The organism is Johnsonella ignava ATCC 51276, from assembly GCF_000235445.1.
GTDB lineage: Bacteria > Bacillota > Clostridia > Lachnospirales > Lachnospiraceae > Johnsonella > Johnsonella ignava.
In genome coordinates, this window is the sequence record NZ_JH378830.1 from 405569 (window position 1) to 430378 (window position 24810).

The 24810-nt window shown below is 33.6% G+C and carries 25 protein-coding genes; all 25 read right to left on the bottom strand.

From position 1 onward, the window contains the following. Positions 1-17 precede the first annotated feature (17 nt). Positions 18-932 carry a hypothetical protein gene (locus HMPREF9333_RS04300; RefSeq protein ID WP_005540067.1) on the bottom strand — a complete coding sequence of 305 codons (915 nt, stop codon included), beginning with the start codon at positions 930-932 and terminating at the stop codon, positions 18-20. A gap of 122 nt (positions 933-1054) precedes the next feature. Beyond that, positions 1055-1846, bottom strand: coding sequence for a hypothetical protein (locus tag HMPREF9333_RS04305; RefSeq protein ID WP_005540069.1), 792 nt, complete (start codon positions 1844-1846; stop codon positions 1055-1057). Positions 1847-1889: 43 nt separating this feature from the next. After that, a complete protein-coding gene (locus HMPREF9333_RS04310; RefSeq protein WP_005540071.1) occupies positions 1890-2618 on the bottom strand; it encodes a YebC/PmpR family DNA-binding transcriptional regulator in 729 nt (242 codons plus the stop codon). Between the two features lie 53 nt (positions 2619-2671). Further along, complete coding sequence (locus HMPREF9333_RS04315) at positions 2672-4066, bottom strand: MATE family efflux transporter (protein WP_408611219.1); 1395 nt, start codon at positions 4064-4066, stop codon at positions 2672-2674. Then, a complete protein-coding gene (locus HMPREF9333_RS04320; RefSeq protein WP_040882175.1) occupies positions 4059-5447 on the bottom strand; it encodes a hemolysin family protein in 1389 nt (462 codons plus the stop codon). Before HMPREF9333_RS04320 ends, HMPREF9333_RS04315 begins: the two co-directional genes overlap by 8 nt. Before the next feature lie 119 nt (positions 5448-5566). Next, positions 5567-6751 carry an alanine racemase gene (gene alr, locus HMPREF9333_RS04325; RefSeq protein ID WP_005540077.1) on the bottom strand — a complete coding sequence of 395 codons (1185 nt, stop codon included), beginning with the start codon at positions 6749-6751 and terminating at the stop codon, positions 5567-5569. Positions 6752-6853: 102 nt separating this feature from the next. Beyond that, positions 6854-7729, bottom strand: coding sequence for an NAD(P)H-hydrate dehydratase (locus tag HMPREF9333_RS04330; protein WP_005540079.1), 876 nt, complete (start codon positions 7727-7729; stop codon positions 6854-6856). 203 nt (positions 7730-7932) lie between these two features. Then, the gene (locus HMPREF9333_RS04335) at positions 7933-8571 is read right to left on the bottom strand and encodes a redox-sensing transcriptional repressor Rex (protein WP_040882176.1); all 639 of its coding nucleotides are present in this window, start codon (positions 8569-8571) and stop codon (positions 7933-7935) included. 259 nt (positions 8572-8830) lie between these two features. Continuing rightward, positions 8831-9253, bottom strand: coding sequence for a GerW family sporulation protein (locus HMPREF9333_RS04340; RefSeq protein ID WP_005540082.1), 423 nt, complete (start codon positions 9251-9253; stop codon positions 8831-8833). 26 nt (positions 9254-9279) lie between these two features. Continuing rightward, positions 9280-10209, bottom strand: a complete 930-nt coding sequence (locus HMPREF9333_RS04345; protein ID WP_005540083.1) for a DUF2953 domain-containing protein — start codon at positions 10207-10209, stop codon at positions 9280-9282. Between the two features lie 36 nt (positions 10210-10245). Continuing rightward, positions 10246-10563: a hypothetical protein gene (locus HMPREF9333_RS04350; RefSeq protein WP_005540085.1), complete on the bottom strand. Its 318-nt coding sequence runs from the start codon at positions 10561-10563 to the stop codon at positions 10246-10248. Positions 10564-10652: 89 nt separating this feature from the next. Beyond that, a complete protein-coding gene (locus HMPREF9333_RS04355) occupies positions 10653-11381 on the bottom strand; it encodes a nicotinamide-nucleotide amidohydrolase family protein (protein ID WP_005540086.1) in 729 nt (242 codons plus the stop codon). Beyond that, positions 11381-11923 carry a CDP-diacylglycerol--glycerol-3-phosphate 3-phosphatidyltransferase gene (pgsA, locus tag HMPREF9333_RS04360; RefSeq protein ID WP_005540088.1) on the bottom strand — a complete coding sequence of 181 codons (543 nt, stop codon included), beginning with the start codon at positions 11921-11923 and terminating at the stop codon, positions 11381-11383. Before pgsA ends, HMPREF9333_RS04355 begins: the two co-directional genes overlap by 1 nt. Next, positions 11920-13251 (bottom strand): 30S ribosomal protein S12 methylthiotransferase RimO, encoded by a 1332-nt coding sequence (gene rimO, locus HMPREF9333_RS04365; protein WP_005540090.1) that lies wholly within the window; start codon positions 13249-13251, stop codon positions 11920-11922. The genes pgsA and rimO overlap by 4 nt, the downstream gene beginning before the upstream one ends. After that, positions 13252-13527 carry a DNA-directed RNA polymerase subunit omega gene (locus HMPREF9333_RS04370; RefSeq protein ID WP_005540092.1) on the bottom strand — a complete coding sequence of 92 codons (276 nt, stop codon included), beginning with the start codon at positions 13525-13527 and terminating at the stop codon, positions 13252-13254. A 227-nt stretch (positions 13528-13754) separates the two neighbouring features. Continuing rightward, positions 13755-14372, bottom strand: a complete 618-nt coding sequence (gmk, locus tag HMPREF9333_RS04375) for a guanylate kinase (RefSeq protein ID WP_005540093.1) — start codon at positions 14370-14372, stop codon at positions 13755-13757. A gap of 115 nt (positions 14373-14487) precedes the next feature. Further along, positions 14488-15075, bottom strand: a complete 588-nt coding sequence (locus tag HMPREF9333_RS04380; protein WP_005540095.1) for a hypothetical protein — start codon at positions 15073-15075, stop codon at positions 14488-14490. A gap of 144 nt (positions 15076-15219) precedes the next feature. Then, positions 15220-16422 (bottom strand): iron-containing alcohol dehydrogenase, encoded by a 1203-nt coding sequence (locus HMPREF9333_RS04385; protein WP_005540096.1) that lies wholly within the window; start codon positions 16420-16422, stop codon positions 15220-15222. A gap of 310 nt (positions 16423-16732) precedes the next feature. Further along, positions 16733-17620, bottom strand: coding sequence for a proline iminopeptidase (gene pepI / locus HMPREF9333_RS04390; protein ID WP_005540097.1), 888 nt, complete (start codon positions 17618-17620; stop codon positions 16733-16735). A gap of 21 nt (positions 17621-17641) precedes the next feature. Then, entirely contained in the window at positions 17642-18727 is a 1086-nt protein-coding gene (locus tag HMPREF9333_RS04395) for a M24 family metallopeptidase (RefSeq protein WP_005540099.1), read from the bottom strand. A gap of 142 nt (positions 18728-18869) precedes the next feature. Beyond that, positions 18870-19610 (bottom strand): sugar phosphate nucleotidyltransferase, encoded by a 741-nt coding sequence (locus HMPREF9333_RS04400; protein WP_005540100.1) that lies wholly within the window; start codon positions 19608-19610, stop codon positions 18870-18872. A 28-nt stretch (positions 19611-19638) separates the two neighbouring features. Next, positions 19639-20433: a glycosyltransferase family 2 protein gene (locus tag HMPREF9333_RS04405; RefSeq protein WP_005540102.1), complete on the bottom strand. Its 795-nt coding sequence runs from the start codon at positions 20431-20433 to the stop codon at positions 19639-19641. Between the two features lie 24 nt (positions 20434-20457). Further along, entirely contained in the window at positions 20458-21027 is a 570-nt protein-coding gene (locus HMPREF9333_RS04410) for an HAD family hydrolase (protein WP_005540104.1), read from the bottom strand. Between the two features lie 47 nt (positions 21028-21074). Beyond that, positions 21075-23006, bottom strand: coding sequence for a lysylphosphatidylglycerol synthase transmembrane domain-containing protein (locus tag HMPREF9333_RS04415; protein WP_005540106.1), 1932 nt, complete (start codon positions 23004-23006; stop codon positions 21075-21077). A gap of 34 nt (positions 23007-23040) precedes the next feature. After that, a complete protein-coding gene (locus tag HMPREF9333_RS04420; RefSeq protein WP_005540108.1) occupies positions 23041-24771 on the bottom strand; it encodes a hypothetical protein in 1731 nt (576 codons plus the stop codon). Positions 24772-24810: the final 39 nt, after the last annotated feature.

Genomic DNA, 24810 nt, shown 5'->3' on the forward strand with positions numbered 1-24810 from the left:
TACTATATATTCTGCGTTTATTTTATCCATTTATCACCGGTATTATCATTTACATTTTTAAAATCTATACCATAAGCTTTTTTTATTTCTTCAAGCAGTTTTTGCGAATCTGAGTCAAAAAGCTTAGGCGTTATTATTATATCGGCAGTAATATATCTCTGATCTGAAAGCTGTTTTGTATAGATTATTCCATAATATTTATATGTTATATCGTCTCTCTTTCCGGTATCATAATATTTAAAATACTCTATTTTTTCACCGTCAATTGATATATTTTTACCTGTTTTCAGTCCGGGATATATTCTGTTAAGCCTGTTTCGTGAAGCATCAAGATTTCCTGAGACATCATCAGCGGCATTTACTCCGACAGTTATATGTACTCCATGACTGCCTCCTCCTATAATTCCCGGAGAAAGATTTACACTTCCTCCATAAGGTATATAGGCATCTCTGATTTTATTATCAATATCATTGTAATGCCCCACTCCCAGATAATTATAGTCGGATGCTTTTTTAAAATCTACCTGTTTTAGATTTTCATTCTCCCAATCATTTTGTTCTTCTTTAAAGAGCCAGTCTCTTTTTTTTAGAGAATCTTTTACAACCTCTTCAATGCTCTGTTTTTCACTCTCAAGTTCCTCGCTGCTTTTTTCAGATTCAGTATTTTCAGCAGCAGATAAGGCGGCAGGATTTTCCTGTAGATTTGTTATATCCTGTGAGCCTGAATTATTATTTGTTTTATCCGATGCAATGGTTTGTGAAGGCACAGCTGCCGGCTGTGCAGGGTCTCCACCTTTTTGTACCTGTTCGGTCAAACCGCCTGAACCTGCATTTACAGAACTTCCTGTACAGGCATTAAGCAAAAGAATGGGAAGAACTGTAAGAATGCCTGATTTCAGTATAAATATTGCTTTTTTACTGATTCCGCTCATTTTTAAAATAATACCTCCATATAACTTTATTATATTTTAAAATTTAAGTCATCTGTAATTATTTTAATTTTTTATGTAAAAATAGCTTTAAAAGAATATTAAGTTATTTCATAAAATATCGACTATTTTATCCCCTGAAAGTATCTGTTTACCTTGTCAGTACCGTATATATCAGAATTACATTCATGCGTTGTATCATCCCATGAAGAATGACTTTGTCCACCTATTGCTTTGATTTTTTCTGATGTAAGATTTATATAGTTATTTAGAAGTTTATCATAGCCGTATATTTTATTTGGCTGCCCATCTATTGTAGGATCTTCCCATGATACATCAACATGATAATAATTTCCGTCATCCAGCTTTACTATATTCCATGAATGTCCATTTCCCGCTACTTTAATGGATTCAAGACCACAGCGTTTTGCAAGCACATTAAAACATTTAGTATATCCGTCGCATACCGCTTCATGATTTATAAGTGCACCATATGCCGAAAAGTCTTCATCAATATTGGCATTTGCATTACGTCTGGCTGCAGCATAATCTATATTTGACACCATGAATTTGATTATTTCCATTTCTCTTTTAAATCGCCAGTCTTCACTGCCTTCAGGAATTTTGCCCTCTATATATCTGTTGTAAAAATCATCGGCTGCAGCAGCCACTGCAGCTTTCGACATAGCATATCTTTCAGGATTTTCTATTTCAATCTCATGCTTTATATAATTGCCGTTTTGGTCTACATTAACCTTTGCAGTTACACTTTTACCTATATAAGCCGGATCATTTAATATTTCATAGGCCTCTTTTTTTACAAAATCAGGTATATTGTCAGCATATACATCTAAACAACTTATAAGCGGAATACCTGATAACAATAATAAAATAAATATAGTTAAAAATTTTTTCACACTTGTACCCTCCTATACAAATTTAATGCAAATATATATTTTTTTATTCATCCCAACTGTGATATACTGCCTGTACATCATCTTCAGCGTTTAAAAGTTCTATTATGCGGTTCATATTTTTAATATCATTCTCATCACTTAAAACAACTTTATTTTGTGGAATCATCGTGATTTCCGCATCAACCATAGGTATCCCTGCTTTTTCAACAGCCTCTCTTACAGCCCCAAAATCATCAGGTGATGTAAGGATTTCATAACTGTCATCCTCAACTATAAAATCATCCGCTCCCATATCAAGCACAAGCAGCATAAGTTCATCAGTTTCCATGTCAACTTCCGATTTATCTATTATAATCTGCCCTTTCTTATCAAACATATATGATACACAGCCCTGTGCCCCGACATTACCGCAACCTTTTGTAAAAGCGGAGCGCACATTTGCAGCGGTACGATTTTTATTGTCGGTAAGTGTCTCAACTATTATAGCAACACCCGAAGGACCGTAGCCTTCATAGGTATTATGTTCATAATTTACCGCTGATACATCCCCGGCTGCCTTTTTAATACCCCTTTCTATTGTATCATTAGGCACATTATTTGCTTTTGCTTTTGCTATCACATCTCTTAATTTTGAATTATTGTTTGGATCAGGACCTCCCTCCTTTACCGCAACAGCTATCTCTCTGCCTATAATGGTAAAAATTTTACCCTTTGCAGCATCATTTTTTTCTTTTTTATGTTTTATATTTGCAAATTTTGAATGTCCTGACATATATTCTCCTTTTAATAAATTTTATAAAATCCTTTTTGTTTTTATTGTTTTAATCAGTTTAATTCAGTAGTAAGATTTTTAAGCCATTTGTATTTCCTGTATCTTATATAACCTAAAATCGTCTTGTATATTTCCTCACTTGTTACCATCGCATATACTATATAAACCGGTACTTTTAAAACAAGCCCCCCTATAAAAGCAAGAGGTACTCCTATAAGCCATACTCCGCTTATATCAATTAAAAAGCTTGCTTTGGTATCGCCTCCGCTTCTTAATATTCCCACAAGGTTTACAGTACTCATACCTACAAACGGCTGCAAAAATGCATGCATTAAAAAGCATATTACTACATCATGTCTTACCTTATCACTTATATTAAACATAAATGAGTAGCGTTCACCTGCCAAAAGACATATTATTGACGCAAATACCCCCATTAGGACAGAAAGGATATAAAAATATGAAGCGTATTTTTTTGCCTTTTCAAGATGGTCGGCTCCCATTTCATTTCCCAGTATTACCACACTTGCCGCTGCAAGACCCATAAATACTGTAAGTGTTATATCCGTAAATGTCGTTGCAACAGTTACGGCAGCAACCGCATTGTCTCCCATACGCCCATAAGCTATCGAATATATGGTAATTCCAAGTCCCCACATAAGTTCATTTGCAATCACAGGAGTTGAATTTACCAGAAACTGTCTGAATATATTGTTTCCGAAGCTAAACATTTCTTTAAGTGAACATACAAGAGGCGATTTCTTAAGCCTTATAATCAAAAGTACTGCAATACATTCAGCAGCTCTCGCAATAAGTGTTGCATATGCGGCTCCCTGCACTCCTAATGCAGGCATACCGAAATTTCCGAATATAAGCATATAGTTTGCAGTTATATTTATAATTATAGCACTTATACTTGTTATTACAGGTATTGTAACCTGTCCGGTTGCACGAAGTGCATAAACATGTATATTAGTTACAGCTGTAAAAGGATATGAAAAACATACTATTGTAAGATACGAAATTCCAATATTTACAGTTTCAGGTGATTCTGTAAATATTTTCATAAGTATTTCAGGTATAAAAAATGCTGCTGCACTGAATATAAAAGAAGCACTTACTGCTGTTAAAAGCCCAATACCTAAAACCTTTCTTATGCTCTTTACATCCTTATTGCCCCAGTACTGTGCAGACAGAAGACCCGTACCGCTTGATATGCCGAAAACTAAAAGTGCAAATACAAAATACACCTTATTTCCAAGACCTACGGCAGCAATAGCACCAGTACCCAGACTGCCTATCATAATAGTATCAAGCATATTTACTATCATATTCAGCAGATTTTGCAATGTAACAGGTACAGCTATCCCAAGCATACGTTTTAAAAAGGAAATATCTTTAATCATATCTGAAAAAACAGAAAATGATATTTTATTATATTTACTCATTTTTATATTGTTTCTTAACTTCTTTTCCGGGTCTTTCATCCATATCTTCCCCTTCCGCTTTAAGCTTTTCCACCTTAAGCGAGTGTATCATTTTATTTTCCACCCTTACTGCACTGAATCTGCATCCATGCATATCAACATGAAACTTCTCTCCATCGGCAGGTATACGGTCAAGTTTTGAAATTATAAGACCGTTTAAGGTATCAAAATTTTCTTCCTCCTCCTCAGCAAATTCTATACCAAGTGCCTCAGCAACATCATCAAGATCCGCCATACCCTGTATATTAAAGCTGCCATCCTTGTTTTTTATAATCATTTCTTCGTCAACATCATATTCATCCATAATGTTTCCAACTATTTCCTCAAGTATATCTTCCATCGTTACAAGACCGGCAGTCTGCCCATATTCGTCAACTACAACTACCATATGTGTCTTTTTTGACTGCATTTCCTTAAAAAGCGTATCAAGATTCCTTGTTTCCGGTATAAAGTGTACAGGTCTTAAAAGTTTCGGTATGGAACTCACGCTCATATGTGAATATCTGCCACTGCTTTTATTTGCATATATAAGTGCATCCTTCATATTAAGTATACCTGTTATATCATCTATATCTTCCTTATATACCGGATAGCGTGAATTACTTCCCTCATTTAACATAAAGTCAACCGCCTCTTTAAGAGAACTTTCGCCGTCTATACATACAAGATTTTTTCTATGCGTCATGACATCAGAAGCATCCTTGTCATTCAACTCAAATATATTGGTTATCATTTTTGCTTCGCCTGAATCAAGTATTCCCTGTTCATGCCCTTCATTTACCATACTCATTATATCTTCTTCAGTAACATTGTCTTCATGTTTATCCATATCTATACCTAAAATTTTAAGTATTACAAATGAAAGAGTATTCACAATAAATATTACAGGTGTTATAAAAAACATAAGCAGTGAAACGGCACCGACCATCCTATATGCCCATCTCTCAGGCTCTTTAAGTGCAAGTCTTTTAGGTATTACTATACCGAAGCTTACCGTAATCGCCACCATGGCTACAATAATTGCAAGTCTAATGATTATCTCCAATATACTTGTCTGTATATTAAAAATTCTATATAATGTTTTTGAAAGATCTCCTATTATGAAGCATCCCGTTATAAATCCTATAAAATTGGATACTATCTGAATGGTATTTACAAATTTACCCGGTCTATTTATAATCCTTAAGATTTTTCCTGCCTTAGTATCACCTTCTTCCATGCTTTTTTCCAGGTTTGTGGAATTAGAATTTTGTATTGCCGATCCAAATGAAAAGAAAATAAAATCAATTATTATAAATGCCGTAAAAATTACCAATCTGCTCCACGAGTTTCCATCTTCCATGACTATAAAAAGTTTCCTCCTAAGTAAATTGATGCCGGAACCCCGACATATGTATTCTAACATAAAGATTTATTTATAATCAAGTGTTATACATATAAAAAGGTAGGTCCGTATTAGATTTAGTATAGAAAATCCCTGTACATATCTCTGGTGTAATCCTTGATCCCGACAACAAGCTCTCCTTTTGTGTAAATTCTTGGGATTCTCTTGCTTAAATCACATACCAGTTCATAAGGGAATTTATCACATAGCTTTGCAAGAGCTTCAACACTTATAAATTCAGAGCCGTCCCGTCCTATAACTGTAACCTCGGTACCTATATCCGCATCAGGTATACAGCTTACATCAACCATCATCTGATCCATGCATACCCTACCAAGTATATAAGCCCTTTTACCATTTATAAGTACATACCCCTTGTTGCTTAAGCTTCTGGGATATCCGTCCCCGTAGCCTATAGGTATAGTGGCAACTCTGACTCTTTTATCAGCCTTATAAACTCCGCCGTAGCTTACAGTTTCACCTTTTTCTATATACTTAACATATGTAATCATTGATTTGACGCTGAGTATAGGCTTTATATCCATATTTCCTACTCCGGTTTCATCTGAGGGAGATATACCGTACATTATAATTCCGGCTCTTACCATATCATAAGTATCTCCTATGTTCCTGATTATAGCAGCAGAATTTGATATATGTTTTATCCTGGGTTCTATTCCCTGTTTTTTCAGAAGAAATAAAAACTTCTTAAATCTTCTTAGCTGGGCGTAGGCAGAATCAGTATTACTTTCATCTGCCGCATACATATGTGTGAATATACCTTCTACCTGTATATAATCAAGATCATGAATCTGTTTTACAAGCTTTGCCCCGTTTTCATTATCCTTTATACCTATGCGATTCATACCGGTATCAACGGCTATATGTATATAAGCTATCCTTGACTGTTTTTTAGCTTCATTTGATATGCTTAGTGCCTGCTTTAGGGTAAATACGGTAGCTCTTATATTGTTTTCAACAAGCTCCCTGTAATCATCTCCCGGAAGCGGACCAAGCACAAGTATAGGCTTATAAAGATTATGATAGTACAGGTTAAGTGCTTCATTAAGTGTAGATACCGCATAAAAATCGACCAGATTTTCAAGGGTTTTTGCCACAGGTATATCGCCATGCCCATAGCCGTCAGCTTTAATTACACCTGCTATCTTGGTTTCATGCGGTATATGTTTTTTAATTTCCTTTATATTATTTTCAAGTACATCAAGAGCAATCAATGCCCTTACTCTTTTATAATTAACCATATTTACTGCCTCAGGTTTATAGTTTTTATAATAATTTGCTGCTATTTATAGCAGGATAATGTATGCTTACAACAGCTTCATAGGTATATTACCTCTAGATTTTTATACCGTCATTTTCATAACTGAAGGTATACATTCTATAGTATCTCTTGCAAGCACCCCATGTTCACCGTATTTTTTTTCTGCCTCAGTACCTGCAAGCCCATGTATATATACACCCAGTGCCGCAGCCATTACTATATCAAGTCCTACACAAAAAAGACCTGCTATAATACCTGTAAGCACATCACCGCTTCCTGCCTTTGCAAGTGCGGGAGTCCCTGACATATTTTTATATATATGTGCATCATATGAAACAGTCAGTGTATTGTGCAGTTTTAATACAGTATTAACATTATTATTTAGTGAATAACTGAGAGCACTTTTATAAGGCTCCTCTATAATTTGTCCGGTCGGAGTGCCTGTAAGTCTTGACATTTCCTTAGGATGAGGAGTTATTACAATATCCTTATGTAAATACTGCAATAAATCTGTATTGGCTCCTATACAATTTAAAGCATCCGCATCAACTACAATAGGTATAGCTTTATGCATTAAAGCTTGTTTTACAAGTGTATATACATAATCCTCAGTACCAAGTCCCGGCCCTGTTACTGCGATATCTGCCCATGACAACATACTGTTGATTTTAATTATAAAATTTTTATAATTATCAGAAAAGTCATCTTTATCATATGATGAAATAATAGCCTCGGGAAGCATGCTCTGCAATATCTGTCGATTGCTTTCATGTGTAAATATATTTACAAGACCTGCTCCGGTTCTGTAGGCTGCATATGCTGACAGATAAGCAGCTCCGCTCATACCTTTTGAGCCTGCTATAATAAGCAGCTTTTTAAAGCTTCCTTTATTTGAATCTTTTTTTCTTTTAGGAATCATATTTAAAGCTTCAGGCTTTAAAATCTTACAGTCATACATGACTTTTTCTCCTTAAATATATCAAATGTATCGCATAGACAAATATAAACATCATTTTAAACATAACAGATGCTTAAAGCTGCATAAGGTGATTTATATTGCGTACATTTATGTTTTTAACAGAATATTAAATTAAATAATAAAAATGCCCGGCTGCGGAAATATCTTATCCGCACCCCGGCACCTGCAGAGTGTTGAAATTTTTATTGATTTTCAGTAAGACTGCTTACCCTGTACGAAAGCTTCATAAGAAAATCTGAAAGATGGACATTTTCGACTATAACATCTTCCGGCACTTCAAGATCCGTATGTGCAAAATTCAGTATCGCCTTTATTCCTGCGTTTACAAGTCTTTTTGCCACCGCAATCGCCTCATTTTTAGGTATACTTAAAACAGCTATCTGAATCTGATGTTTTGATATATAATCCTCAAGCGTATCAAGGTGGTAGATCTTTACTTTCCTGATTTCCTTTCCTATAAGCTGGGGTTTTACATCAAACATCGCTTTAATTACGAACCCCCTCTTTTCAAAATTAGTATAATTTGTAAGTGCATTTCCCAGATTTCCGGCACCAATCACTATAAGATTGTGCTGTCTGTCAATACCAAGTATCTTTCCTATCTCATTGTAAAGATACTTTACATTATATCCATAACCCTGCTGACCGAAGCCGCCGAAATTATTTAAGTCCTGCCTTATCTGAGAGGCAGTTACTTTCATTCTGACACTGAGCTCCTTTGATGAGATGCGTTCTATGCCTTCCTCACTTATCTCACCTAGATATCTGTAATATCTTGGGAGCCTCGCAATAACCGCCTTTGAAATTCTTTTATCTTCCATTAAAATATCTCCTGTTGTTAAGAATTCTACCAACTTGTAGTAGTATAGCGTTAATAAACAATATTGTCAATACATTTTATGTATTTTTATTCATTTTTATTGTAATAAGAAATTATAATACAGGACTTTAAAACATTGTGTCATACTTCACAAATATAAATATTACTTAAATAATGAAAATGCAATAAACCGGGCATACAATCAAATAACTATTTAAATATTTTCAAAAATCTGAAAGTTAAAGTAAATTCATGTTTTTTTATGATTCTGTTTCACCGCTTTCTAAACCTGCCTTGTCAAATTCATATTTGACTGCCGCTTTTGCCCTCTTAACCGCTTCTTCATCAATATCCTTATTTGATTTAAATTTATTTACAAACTCAGGCACAAGATCTATTATCTTTGAAAGCGCATCCTGATTTCTTACATTTACAAGCCTTGATCTGCCGTTTTGTATTATTAAAATTGCGGCAGGACTCATTTTTGCGTTCATACCGCCTCCACCGCTGTATTGTGCATTTTTTTCAAATCCGCCTGCTGCCATACCGCAGGTTACATCTACAAGCGGCAGAATTATAGTATCATCAATTTTTATAGGCTCCCCTACAACAGTCTTGGTATTTATAAATAACTCCATTCCGTCAAACAGTGAACTTATTGAAGATATTAATTTTTCATCCATGACCAAACCTCCGTTTAAATATAATTTTATAAAAATTTCTTAAGCAATTTCTTTACATCCCGGTCAAAATAAAGCCTTGATATCACACCGAGTATAACACGTATACTTACCCTGCCTTTCAGCCTTGTATCAGTTTCTATAATACTTTCATCAAAGACCGGTATTACATCAAATTTATTTTTATATAAAGGTATACAAAGTGCTGTATATCTAAGTATGTTCCCGGTAGAGTAAGGATCTCCCGTACCGAATTTTATATAGCCGTTTATACTTATGGGAAGACAATGGGCTGATATTTTTAAAAACCCGTTGAATATTTTTTTTACCGCTCTACGGAGTGATTGATCACTTAATAATCTTAAAAACTTCTTTTTTGCCTTTTTACTGCCGTTTGCAAGCCTTATTAATTGCTTTTTGACCTTCTTATACAAGGCAGTAAGCCTGTTTTTAAGCTTTCTGTATATCCTGCTGGGTGAAAATATATATTTTATTTTATAAAACAATGAAATCCGTTTGCTGCCCGGTATCTTCTTTTTGATTTGTTTTTCTCGAATAACTTTTTTGTCTGCTTTATTTTTCTCTAATACGCATTTATTATTTTCGGTCTTTTCTAAGGTGGAGCTAGTAAGTATTCTGCTATCTTCATTAGTTTTAACAGCTTTATCCGATTTATTTGTCTTATCCCTGTCAGAGATAAAAGATTTATTTTTTCTTTTTAAAATTCCAATACCACATACCTTAAAAACTGCTCCGTCCGCAGTGCTGTACTCTATATGTATAAAATGCACAAGCCAGCTTACACATATATAACAGTCAGCCCTGTCTGTATATTTAAAATTTATTTTATACCTTACAGGCACTGAAAGAATCAAGAATATTACTAAGATAAAAAGCAGTATTAAAAATAGGAGAACTATACCTATTGCCTTTAAAATACCCCATAATATCAAAAGCATATCTCCTCCTCAAATATAGTATGGATTATAATGTAATTATACTATATATTTTTTTATATCAAAACCTCCTGTTTTATTATAGACCTCATAAATTATACTGCCGGCAAGTCTAAAGGCATCCATTCTGCCACAGGCAATACCTATAATTATCACATTATCTTTTTTGGTATAATTTCTCAAAAAAAATATGCTGTGCACTATTGTGAGAATACCTTTATTTTTATTAGAATCGTTATTTTCAATTATAATTAAATAAGCAAAAAGTACACTTTTATTCCTTTTAATATTTTTTATAATATTTTTTCTTTCAGGTTGTGCTTCTTTTGAAATATATAAATTCTTATACCATCTCATAGATATTCTCCATATTTTATATTAAAAGCAAAATATCACAGTATAAATTTTTATACTGCTGCAAAATAAATATACATAATTGAATTTCACTATATATGTTCTTCAAGATATTTTAAAAGCATATTTAAAGCAGCTTCAACTGACTGTTCTCTTACCTGTCTGCGATTTCCGGAAAAATGAAATTCCTCAGAAATTACCTTGCCTTTTACATATAAGCCTATGTAAACAAGTCCAACCGGTTTTTCATCAGTACCTCCGTCAGGTCCTGCAATACCGGTTATTGAAAGCGAAACATCACTGTCTGAATTAAATGCTATCCCTTCAGCCATTTCCTTTGCAGTCTGTTTGCTTACCGCACCATATTTTTTCAGAGTTGACTTACTTACATCAAGCCTTTTTCTCTTGGATTTATTAGTGTAGGTTACAATACCTTCTTTAAATACTTCAGAAACCCCAGGAACATTTATAAGCCTTGCTGAAAGGAGTCCTCCTGTACAGGATTCCGCAGTTGAGATGCTAAGTTCATGTTTTTCAAGCAGTTTAACAATTGTTTTTTCAAGGCTTATACTATTTTTTTCATTTAACTGTATATCGGAAAATCTTGATTTGATATTCCTGCTTACAGGCTTTATTATAGCTTTTGCTTCATCTTCAGTATCTGCCGAGGCACAAATTACAATATGAGTCTCATTATCTTTTGATATAAATTTTATATCTACATCTTCATTTTCCGTAAGATCACCGACAATATTTATAGCTTCATGCTCGGATACTCCGTAAAGCTTAATTATTTTCTGCCTTTTGACCATATCTCCCATTACATGCCTCCTTTACTTAAAACCTTATAATTTTTAACTATATAATCAATTAATGATATTATAGTAAGTGCAAGCATCACATATATCATTATATTTGTAAAGTTTGATAATGTATCAATGTCCATTATTAAAAGACATATACAAAGCATTTGTGATACCGTCTTTATCTTTCCCCAAATACCTGCGGCTATAACAATTCCCGAGTCTGAGGCTACAAGTCTGAAACCGCTTATTATAAATTCTCTCGATATTATTACTGTAACTATTATTGCATCTATACGTTTAAGCTGTATAAGGCATATAAGTGCTGAACATACAAGAAGTTTGTCCGCAAGAGGGTCCATAAATTTCCCGAAATTTGTTATAAGATTATATTTTCTGGCAATAATCCCGTCAAGTGTATCAGTAAGTGCGGCAATTATAAAAATTGTAAGTGCGGCAACTCTAAATCCTGCATCTTCTCCTTCCTTATACATTAAAAAAAATATAAAGAAAGGGATCATTATAACCCTTAATACAGTAAGCTTATTAGGCAGATTCATGATATCTCTCCTATAAGATCATATTCTGACGCTCCGGTAATTCTAGCCTTAACAAAATCACCATTCATATATACAGCTTTTGAATTTATAAAAATATATCCGTCAACACCGGGGGTATCCATATATGTTCTTCCTACATACACATCCTCATCAATAAGCCTTCCTTCAATTAAAACATCAAGTTCGGAATCTATAAGGCTTTTTAAGTGTTTTTTTGATATATCCATCTGAAGCTTCATTATCTTCTTTTTCCTTGACTCTTTTATATTATCATCAACCTGATTATCAAAATCCGCAGCAGGAGTACCTTCCTCCATACTATAACAAAAAACACCAAGTCTTTCAAATTTCATTTTTTTAACAAAGCTTATAAGCTCCTTGATATCTTCGTCTTCTTCACCCGGAAATCCTGTTATCAGTGTAGTTCTAAGGATTATATCAGGCATTGCTTTTCTAAGTCTGTTAATTATATTTACAAGATCTTTGCGGCTGGTCTTTCTGCCCATACGTCTTAATATTTTATCGGATGAATGTTGTATAGGTATATCAAGATACCTGCATACCTTTTTTTCAGTTGTCATAACATCTATAAGCTCATCATCAATCTCCTCGGGATAACAGTAGAGTATCCTTATCCATCTGAAACCTTCAATTGCACATAATTCTTTTAGAAGTTTAGGCAGAGCCTTATATCCGTAGATATCTTTACCGTAGACGGTAGTTTCCTGTGCTACAAGTATAAGTTCCTTTATTCCGTCATTTGCAAGCTGTCTTGCTTCATCAAGCAAAAGCTCTATGGGATAACTTCTGTAATTTCCTCTTAAAGACGGTATTATACAATAGGTACAGTGCTTATCACAACCTTCGGCTATTTTAAGATAGGCATAACATCCGCCGGTAGAATGATACCTTTTTTTTGAAAGCGCAGGAAGTCTGTTAAGATCGAGAAATTCATCAATTTTAGCTGAATGGATTTTTGAAAAAATACTATCTATCACTTCAGCTATTTTGTCATAACTGCTTGTTCCTAAAAGTGCATCAACTTCAGGTATTTCTTCCTTTATTTCATCCTGGTACCTCTGTGCCATACATCCTGTTACTATAAGTGCTTTAAGTTTTCCTTCTCTTTTAAGTTTTGCCGTTTCAAGTATGGCTTCCACACTTTCCTGTTTTGCATCAAGTATAAAACAGCAGGTATTAACTATTATAATATCTGCTTCCTTTTCATCATCAGTATAGGTATACCCTCTTTCAGCCACAAGCCCGAGCATATGCTCCGAATCCACCAGGTTTTTATCACAGCCTAAGGATATAAGACAAATTTTCATTTACTGCCCTTCATCTGCAATATTTTTATCATCAGCACTGTCTTCAGACTTTTCAATGTCGCCCTCAGCGACTATCTTCACTCTCTGTTTATATAAATCATCAATTGCAATAGAAAGCGGCTTTTTATAAAGAAGCATTTTTGTAGCTATAAGCTGCCTTGCTCTTTTCGCAGTTGCCATTACTATCGAATACCTGCTTTGTACAACAGGTTCTTCTCCGGGCATGCCGCCGCTGTTTACAACCTCTATTAAATCACTGTATGACGGATGTAACATATATTTCCTCCTTAAAGGACCGGCTTTCACCGGTTTTTATTTTATATAAATCTTTATATTGACATGCAGCACGCCTGTAGTTTTTAAAATTAAAATATAATTTATCGAAATTTTTCATTTAAAAACTTTTACAGCTGCTGCCAATGGTTATTGTAACCATTCGCATTAACTTAGTCAAGTCAAACTGAAATCTCATTATAAAAGCATAGGGCAATAGTGCATTCGAATTAAAATTTATTTAATCCTCTTTCCAGTTCATCTATAAAATCTAAATTTCTATTTACTGCCATATTTTCGCACTCAACAAGGTTATTAAGACTCTCTACAGCTTTTTCAAGGGTATCATTTATAATAATATAATCATAATCCTTTATAAAAAAACTTTCATCTGCAGCACGTCTGAGTCTTTTTGTTATTTCCTCACCATCTTCCGTACTACGATTTTTGAGTCTTTGTTCAAGAATTTCTGCACTTGGAGGTGCTATAAATACCATAAGTGCATCTTCAAATCTTTCTTTTATCTTAGCAGCCCCCTGTATTTCTATCTCAAGTATTACATTTTTTCCGCTATTAAGCTGTTTAACAACATACTCTCCCGGAGTTCCGTAATAATTGTCTACGTAGAGAGCATACTCTATAAAATCACCGTTTTTAATTTTTTTTTCAAAGTCATCCCTGCTTATAAAAAAATATTCTCTGCCATCCGTCTCCCCATATCTGGGTTTTCTTGTAGTAGCAGATATGGAAAGACTATAATTATCATATTTTTCTATAAGTTTACTTATTATAGTCCCCTTTCCGGAACCTGAAAATCCGGAAATTACAATTAAAGTACCTTTTTTCATAAAATATAATATAAAATCCTCATTTAAATTTATTAAAATCTCACTTTAAATACAAGCTGTTTAAACAGCTTTACAGCTGCCTGTAGGTACAATACCTACGGGCAGCTGTAAAGCACTATTTTATATCACTTATAATTCTGTTAAAATCCGCTCTTTCAAGCTCATCAGAACTTAGTGAATATGCAAAATCATCAATTGTCCATATAGCAAGCTTAGGATCTTTTTCATCATCACCTTTAAAAGTAACCTTTGTGGTTCCTACATTGGCATCCCCGACATTGGTATATTTACTATAATCACCGCTTATATCACCGTCTGTCGACTCATCGTAAACACCTTTTCTTATAATAATCTCATGGTCGCCCTTATGATAAACAACCTCAATCATATCACCCTGAATTGCCAGTATTTTAATATCATCATAACCCTCTATTTTTTCAGGAAGCTTAAGATCAAAGCCTACAATCTCCTGTGCCTCATTCATATCTTTACACTGTACAAGAGGATTTGGTTCTGAAACATTATTTTGTGAAGCCTGATCTGCTTCATTTTTTGAGTCAGAAGATATATTGCTGCCTGTATCAGATTTTTTTGATGAATCTGAACATGAAACTGAAAATATGGCAGCAGCAAATATACAGGATAAAAAAACCGGCTTAATAAATCTCTTTTTAAATTTTGTTCTTAAATGATTTTTTGCCATAAAATATAACTCTTTCTTAAAATAAATAAAATAGCTTTTTGCAAAATAGATAAATTAATAATTTTAACACTTTTTTATAAATAAGATGATTAAAATTTATACAACCTTATGTAACCGAGTCTATGTTAAGCAAGCTTTAATATTTTATACAGCCGCTTTATAAATATTATACATATCATCATATGATAATACCATAAATGCACCTATTGTCCTCTTTTTTCCAAAAGAACAGTTTTCACTAAGTGCTGTAAGCTCCTCATCTGAAGGAGTTCTCCCCATAAGCTCGGTAAGACTTATAGGCATGCCTATGCTTTTAAAAAACTCCTCACTTTTTTTAATTGCAATTTCACATGCTTTTTCATCAGAAGCTTCCTCAATTCCATATACATTGCGTGCAAGCTGTGCAAATCTGCCTAAATTTTTTTTGCATACATACCTTGCCCAGCTTCCCCATATTGCAGTAAGAGTTGCACCATGTGTATAATCATAGATAGCTGAAAGTGCCATCCCTATCTGATGACATGCCCAGTCTCCATCCTTAGGCAAATCACCACGGCTGCCAAGCCCCGTTATACCTATATGTGAGAGACTTCCTGACCACATTATCTCACTCATCGCCTCATAATCGGAAGGATTGTCTACTCCTATTCTGCCATATTTTATTATATTCCTTAAAAGACCTTCAGCTATCTCGTCAGTCATATGATTTCCGAGTATTGCAGCAAAATATCTTTCAGAAGTATGCATAAATATATCAGCAACACCTGCACTTATTTGATACTTTGGCAATGTATATGTAAGTTCCGGGTTCATTACTGCAAATCTGCATCTGTTAAAATCTCCATTTATCCCTCTTTTACTGTATGGCTTTGTCTCATCATTTGTTATAACTGCCGAATCACTTGTTTCAGAGCCTGCCGCACTTATTGTAATAACCCCGGCATGAGGAAGTGATTTTACAGGTTTTTTAATACCTGCAAAATAATCCCATATATCAGTTTCAGGATTGTAAAGCCCTAATGCGACAGCCTTGGCAGTATCAAGCACACTTCCACCGCCTACTCCAAGTACAAAATCACATTTGAATTCAAGTCCTTCCTTTATTATTTGTCTTGTACGTGAAAGCACCGGATTCGGAACCACACCTCCCATAGATATATATTCTATTCCTTCAGCCTTAACCTCATCTTCAATTCTTTTTAAAAGCCCTGACTCAACTGCACTCTTACCCCCATATACTATCAGAAGCCTTGTTCCGCCATACATTTTAATGAGTCTTCCTGTTTCTTTTTCGCTGTCTTTTCCAAAAACAATCCTTGTAGGCGTATAATACTCAAATTTTTTCATATAAAAACCTCCTTAAACTATAATTGTATACCGGATTTATACTGCATATAAGCCGATCCGTCTGATAAATTAATGAACTATAAAATCTTTGTATGTATAATTATAGCATATTTTATATTTATATTACAGTAAAAAGACCTGTATAGCATAACTCTATGTTAATTTATATAATCATTAAAGTAAATAATTAAAATACTCATTTCTATAAAACAGGGATTTTGAATATTTTTAATATCCAAAATCCCTGTCTGTTTAGATAACAACTTAAATTCAAATTATACTTTACTGCAGGCTTGTTATCAAACTATATTTAATCATTTTCATTTAACCATTTTATAAGTACTTCTACATATCTGTCAGGTTCATCTACAAAACACATATGTCTTGAATAGGCAAAAAGCTCCCATTTGGCATTTGGTATAGCATCATACATAAGCTTTGCAATGTACGGTGAACACAGATCCTCCTGTCCGTCTATTATAAGGCATGGTTTACTGAAATCCTTAAGTTTGTCCATATAGTTATAATCTTTCAATGAACCTGTAGGTGTAAACTCATTAGGACCCCATCCGGCAATATAAGCTTCAGTTCCCGCTTTTTTAGGACGTGTAAGACATTCAGGGCTATTTTCATCAAATGGTCCTGAGCAATAACGCCTCATAAATTCGTCAATTGCCTCCTCATACTCCGCTTTCTGATAATCTCCGGTCCTGTCGGCTTCAGCTATGGCTGCCTGCATATTTTGCGGCAAAAATGCAATACGCCTTTTTTGCTCACTTTCCCAGATTGCATTGTATGGCAATGTACTTGAAAGCACATAGCTCTTAACCCCTTCCGGTTTGTAATCACATTCATATATGATGCTAAGCATACCTCCCCATGACTGTCCGAGAAGATGAACCTCATTAAGTGAAAGGTGTTTACGCAATGCATTAAGTTCGTTTACCCAAGTCTCCTTTGTCCAAAGCTCCGGGCATCCGTCAATAAATGAATTTCCGCAGCCTATCTGATCATACATTATAAGCTGCCTTTTATCCATATCAGCAACCCTGTCAAGAACTTCAAAATAATTATGTGTTGAACCGGGACCTCCATGAAGAAGTAAAAGAGGTTTTTTACCTTCGCTTCCTTCACCTACTATTCTGTAATATGTTTTACTGCTTAAATACGGCATATATCCTTCCGTAATCTTTGCCATAGCTCCAACCTCCTATTATGATTAGCTTTCCGGAACTACTATAATATCTTTTGTATATTCATTAAGAACCTTACAACCGTCTTCCGTTATAAGTACAAGATCTTCGATCCTTACACCTATACCCTCATCCGGCAGATAAATTCCTGGTTCAACTGAAAAGCACTGTCCGACTTCAATTATTTCATCATTTACTGAGGAAACATCACCGACTTCGTGGTCTTCAAGCCCTATTGAATGTCCTGTTCTGTGTGTGAAGTATTTTCCATATCCCTTTTCTTCTATATAATTTCTTGCAGCAAGGTCTACGTCTTTCATTTTATTTCCGGGCTTTGCAGCTGCAATACCTCTTAAATTAGCTTCAAGTACTATATTGTAGATCTCTTTTTGTCTTTCGCTTACTTCACCTATAAATACTGTTCTGGTCATATCTGAGGCATAATTTTTGTAAAAGCCGCCTATGTCAAGTATTACGCAGTCTCCATGTTTTCCCTTTGTATCATCTGTAACATGATGCGGATCTGCAGCTCCTTTTGCATAAGCTGTAATTGGATCGAATGAAACCTCATTTATACCATGTTTTTTATAAATCTCTCTTACCTTTGCATTAAGTTCTTTTTCTGTAAGCCCTTTCACTACCCAAGGTATAAGCTCATCCATAACCTGATCATTCAGCTTTGAGGATTCAATCATTAACTCCTGTTCCTTGGCATCCTTTATCTGTCTTATTTTGTCAACTATGACAGAACCGTTTACAAACTTGCTCCCTGCTTTAAGCTCCTGGAATCTTAAAAGAAATTTTGCCGGCCATACCTTGTCAATTCCCATAACCTTGTCTTTTTCCACAAAACGTGAAAGTATCTCCACACCGTCTTCAGTATCGTCATAATAAGTGATCCCAACACCAAGATCAGTTTCCTGCGGAAAAAGCCTGTTGATTATAAAATTATGCTTTCCATTTACATTTATATAGAGTGCATGAAGCCTCTCACCCGGATATATCCACTTACCCGTAAGATAAAAAATTGCGGGCGGATCAGTTATGATCATCTGCGGAATACCCTTTTCTTCCATTTTTGCAAGAATACGGCCTAACTTATTTGTATCCATTTCTTTATACCTCCGTTAAATATATTTTAATAATTTGCTCAAAGAAATTACCTTAGGTCAAGGCTATTTTAACATGGACAACACTATAATTCAAATACTTTTTAATCAAAAACCCCAAACAGTATATATAATTATTATAATACTATAGAAGTTTTTTATATGAATTGTCGGAAAGAGCATCATTATATTCCTGAGGTGTTCCATAAGAAATATGTAAATCAGTTTCAAATCTTCTTATTTTCATATTATGTTCAAGCATTATATTATATACTCCGCTTACATAATATTCTGAATATGCGCATTTATCAAGATATTCATCTACTGCCTTTTTAAATATGTCCTTATTTTTAAAATAATAGGCACCGCATATTGCATCATTACTTATAACCTTTTTTTCAGCCGATTCTTTCACATATCCGTATTGATCAGTTCTTACAAAGCTAAAACGAGGGTCTGATGAATTAAATGTAAGAAGTCCTCCATCTATATCGTATACATCTTTACTGTTGCAAAAATCATAAAATTTCCTACATATAAAAAGATGATCGCAATCATTAAACATGACCGCTTCATCATCACCTATATTTTCTATACCGTTCATACAGGTAAGTACCGCTCCGTCGAGAACTTCAGGAATTACGGCAATTTTAGCCATAGGATAGATTTTTTTTATTTCATTATCAATTTTATATTTTTCAATATGTTCCCTTAATACTACAAAAGTCAGGCTCTGTATTTCAAGAAATTTTACAATTGACTGTACCGCCCAATAAAAAAACGGTTTTCCGTATATATTTATTAAAGGTTTGGGCAGGTTTAATCCCATACTTTCAAAGCGTGAACCTCTGCCTCCCATAGGCATTATAAGATTTAATTTTGACATATTTTATTCCTTTTAATATTTATTATTTTTAATTTTTATATATTTCAATATATCCGTAATTCTCATACTTAGTTTCTCTTGCATCTTCATATAAAAATTTTTCTCTGCCAAAGGCAAAACCTGCAAGCATTTTAAGCGTCTGAAATGCCTGTTTTGTAATTTTTACATTTGATATCTGATCATCTTCACGCCATGTTATAGGATAAAATATAAACTTCTGTTTTAACGCAGCGGCTGCAAACAGCATATAGCAGTTAAATGTCAGATTATCCGGAAACTTCATATAATAGCCGTCCTTAAGCATATCCGTTGAATACATATTAAGTCCTGCACCGAGATCAAATATTTTCTTTTTTAATACAATTGAAAATTTCATATTAAATACTATATTTCCAAATATCCTGAATTTTGAATAACCTGGTAGCTTTGAACCGTTCATAAACCTTGCGCCAAGACAACAGTCATATTTTCTGTATGCCCTTTTCCTAAGCAGCGGCAGGAAATCCGCTATACTTCCCTGATCATCTCCATGAAGAACTATAATATAATCAAAACCGTTATCAACAGCATATTTAAAAGCCACCTTATGTGAACCGCCCAGCCCGTAATTGTCATTGTTCCTAAAAAGTCTTATTGTAAGATCTGTTGATATAGTTTTTAATTTTTCAATTACCGCATTTTCACCATTATCAGTACTTCTGTTGTTTATTATTATTGCTTCACTTATATAAGGTCTTATACTTCCATTAAGCTGGTCAATAACCCTTACTATCTGTTTTTCACAATTATACATCGGTATAAATACTAAAATTTTGTCTTTCATATAATTACCTCCTTATTTTAAACTTTATGAATATCCTATTACTGTAAATACTGATGCCTTGCTTTTAATTGCCGCCTCTATACCTGTCGGAGAATCTTCAAATATAATTGCATCCTGCGGATCTATTTTAAAATAATCCATACATTTTATATATCCTTCAGGATCAGGTTTTTTATTTTTTGTGTCATCACCCGATATAATTAGATCAAATAATTCAGTATGTCCGAAATATTTTAAAATATCCTCACAGTTTTTTCTTGATGCTGTAGTTACTACTGCGGTGTAATATTGCTCCTTAAGCTTTTTAATAATTGTAAATAAAGGCAGGTTTACCAATGCATCGGAAAGATACTTCGGATAAAGTTCTTTCTTTATACGATTAACCTCGTCAATATCCTTACTATCTCCCATTATTACCGGAAGAAATACTTTATAGTGCCTGCCATTACATTTTTTATAAAAAAAATCCATATCAAGACTGAATCCGAAACCTTTCAGTGCAGCCTGGTATGCCATAAAATTTACTTTTCTGGTATCATATAATGTACCGTCAAGATCAAACATGGCAAGTTTATCTTTTACATGTTCATACATGGTATTGCAGCTCCTTTTAATGTCATTATAATATTCCATAACTTCATCTAAACAACGGCATCATCATAAAACTCATTTTGATTTTCAAATAAACCTATCACGTCATTAAGCACTATAAGCATACCGCAATAAAATAAAAGTGCTCTTTTACCTATCTTTTCAATCTTATAAGGCATAAGTCTGAGCCAATGTATTATCTCGTGGTAATAAATACTTTTTACTTTTTTTTCACTGAAATTATTCCTCAAATAGGAATCCAGTTTTTTCCATAGGTACATGTATGCATCAGATTTAATAAATGTAAAATCTACCCTGTTGTCATTTACTTCGACGGATGATGATGCCATTAAAAATTCATAATTTCCATGAACTGACTGCAACAGCTTGGCATAGTCAAGGTTCGGGCAGTCATGGACATTTCCTGTATTTGGATCGATTATATAAAAATCGTCATCACTGTCATGGCTGTTTATACATATAATATTTTCTATCGTCAAATCTCCATGTATATCGGAGTAAATATCTTCATCAAATATTTCCTTAAGGTGCGATATATTCAGATATTTCATATAATAAGAGAAATTTTTATAGCTTATACCGTTTATAATTATATCATCATATTTCATAAGCGGCTTAAGTCTTTTTCCTTTTTCTATTTTCTGTATATTTTTTATCACCTTATCATTAATATATTTTTCTATTGTCTGTTCATCCGCCTTCCTGACATTTGCAGTATAAAGCTTTCTCTCAAGACAGCCAAGTGCCTTTGATATCAAATTCCATGTTGACTCATAAGGATGTGAATGCAGGTAAACGAACATACCTGAGGCTTCACTGTTATAAGGCATATCATAATAACATATACCGTCCTCCTTGGATTTTTTTATAATATCAGGCAGCGGAATGCTGGCTTTATGTTCTTCTATCCATTTGATCTGATCATAAAGTTTGTCGGCATCTGCATTAAATGCATACTTTCTAAAAAAGTTTTTTTCACCGTTAGTACATAATATAGTTGTAGCATTGGAGCCTGCTGAATAATCTCTTAAAATCAGTATATTCCTGTTGATTTTAAGATAGCTTTTTATATAGTCTTCTTTTTTGCCCGAAAAATACAGTTCAAGGAAATTACGTCTTTCTTCCTCGTTTATATGAGGCAGTAAGTTTAAGTATTCTTTTTTATCACCGCTATTTTCTTTTTTTGATATAGCCGAAGCTATAAATGACATTGATATCAAAAGCACAGGAGGTACAATGTAATAAATTCCATACCATACAACATTTTTACCGATTAAAAATCCGCTGTTTGTAACTGAATTTTTTTCAAATAAAGTTATAAATACATCACTCCACTGACTGCCACTTCCCTGCTCACTTAAAAATGCTCCGAAACAACTGTATGAAAGTAAATACAGGCACCACATAGTCATATTTATAGTTAAAAGTTTTGTTTTGGATATTTTTACAACTATATCCTTAAAACTCCATATAAGTGCCCATGAAAAGCTTAATATTTTTTCTTCAATAGCAGGATTGAATATCTTTGCCACAAGCCTTATAATTTTCTTTACACTGTTTTTAAATATATATGACAAAATCAGTATGAGCAAAAGGCATACGGCAAGTATTACATAATATCTGAAAGTATTTAATATACCAAGTGCTCTTGGTGTTTTTCCTGCTCCCGATATTAAAAAAAAGCCAAATATTACCCCGACTACCAATATATCAAGATACCTGTCCATTACCACGGTAGCAAGAGCAAAACCCTTTCCGTTTTTAATCTTTTTTCCGGCAGTATAGGCTCTTATAATATCACCCACCTTAAACGGCAGAAGATAATTAACTACATATCCCAGTGATAAAGCTCTTATAAGATTTTTTCTGTCAGGTTTTTCATAAGTTTCAATAAAAAGTTCCCATTGCAATGTTCTGAAATAATGTGCGGCACATATTATAAGTATTGACAGTACTAACACAATAACCTCCTATAATCTTTTCTTGATTTTTTGTTTATTTCTGATATTTTTTAAAAATACAACTTAAAATAATAAAAAATGAAACTATATATGACATCAAATATGCCGGCAGATAATACATAAGATACGGGGCACTTGATGTTACAAAAATCAGCGGTATCCTTCCTACTACTCCTAAAATTATAAATACCGTAAACCAATCTTTTTTATATAATTTATATAGAAGGCAAAATGCTATCAAAATAAACGGAATAAACAAATTCCAGAAAATTCTGTATAAAAATGTAACTCTTCCGCCATTATCAATACCCGCTATTATTCTCAGCATATTTTTTCGCAGGTTTCTGTTAATCGGCTCATTAAGCTTTGAGTCAACTTGTTTATACCAAATTTCCTTTGTTACCTTTTCTTCTTCCCAATCCACCATCGCTTGCCGAGGAATAATATTTTCTTTAAGCAATCTGTCCATTTCATTTTCATCCTCAAATATATCATCATATACATGTATACCCGAACGTATCAAAGGATAGTCGTCTTCGATTGTAGTAATACCGGCTGAAGCCAAAAAATTATTCCACATTGCCATAAATGTTATTTTAGGATGTTTTATAACAAGCTTAATATAGGCTTTAATGTATTTATTATAATATTTATCATAATATTCTTTATTTTTATCATTTTTATATGGCAGCCTAATCAGATCTTTTCTCCAAAAAAGTGTTTCAGCCGTTTCATCAGGATTTTGAAATATCTTATCTGTATCTACCATTAAATCAATATCAGATAACAGTTCATCATCTCCTTCTTTTTCAGCAACACGTACAAGATCGGGAAGCGGCATAAATGTTGCAGTTAATGAATAGCTGGAATTTAGGTTCAGTGTATTGTTGCATTGTCCAAGCATTATAACAGCCGCCACTGCAACAATGCAATATGTATAAATATGAAGCCCTTTGTCTATATTCTTCTTCATAAAAAACAAAAGAATGGGAAATATTACGACATAATATACGCCCTCCGTCCTCCATGCGGATATAAGGATACATAAAATCATCAATTCATTTAACTTAACTTTATCTAAAAGTATATTTTCTTTTTTAGCAGTCATTATCTCTGCTATAAACAAAAATTCAAAAAAACTGCATAGTGTTATCCTGAATCCTGAATGAACATACGAAAGGACAGGCAGAAAATTAACGGTCAAAAATAGGATTATAATATAAATTTTCCTTATATTTTTATCAGCCACATATGCAAAGGTAAGAGATGAAATACTGTATCCGACTATAATTGATATAATATAAATCTGCATTATAATTACACCTGTTGCAAACGGCAGAGTCTGAAGGCATACTGCATAATACAGGCTTGTAATAAAATGCTGCCATGCATGTATAAAATATCCCTTCATATAAAATAAGGTTACTAAGTTATCGGTTCTAAACGCTCCCGGCCAGATTGTTATGAGAATTATGATATTAAGTATGAAATAGGCTGCAGCTATATGTATAGCGGTCTTATATTTGTCCTGATTTCTTTTTTTTATAAAGACTCTTGTCAAATATATAATTCCGTATAAAAAGAATAAATGCAAACCTTTATAAAATAAAACATCAATTCTATGTCTGTCTTGAAAATAAAGCCTCTGCCATCCGGATATATTCATAACAATCCATATAATCAGCGCAACTGCAAATGATTTTTTTTTCTCCGAGTCAAATATCTTAATATTCTTCTTTTTAATCATTGCAAATTTCAATTCCATACCTTATAAACCCTCTTAAAATCCTCATTAATTTGTATA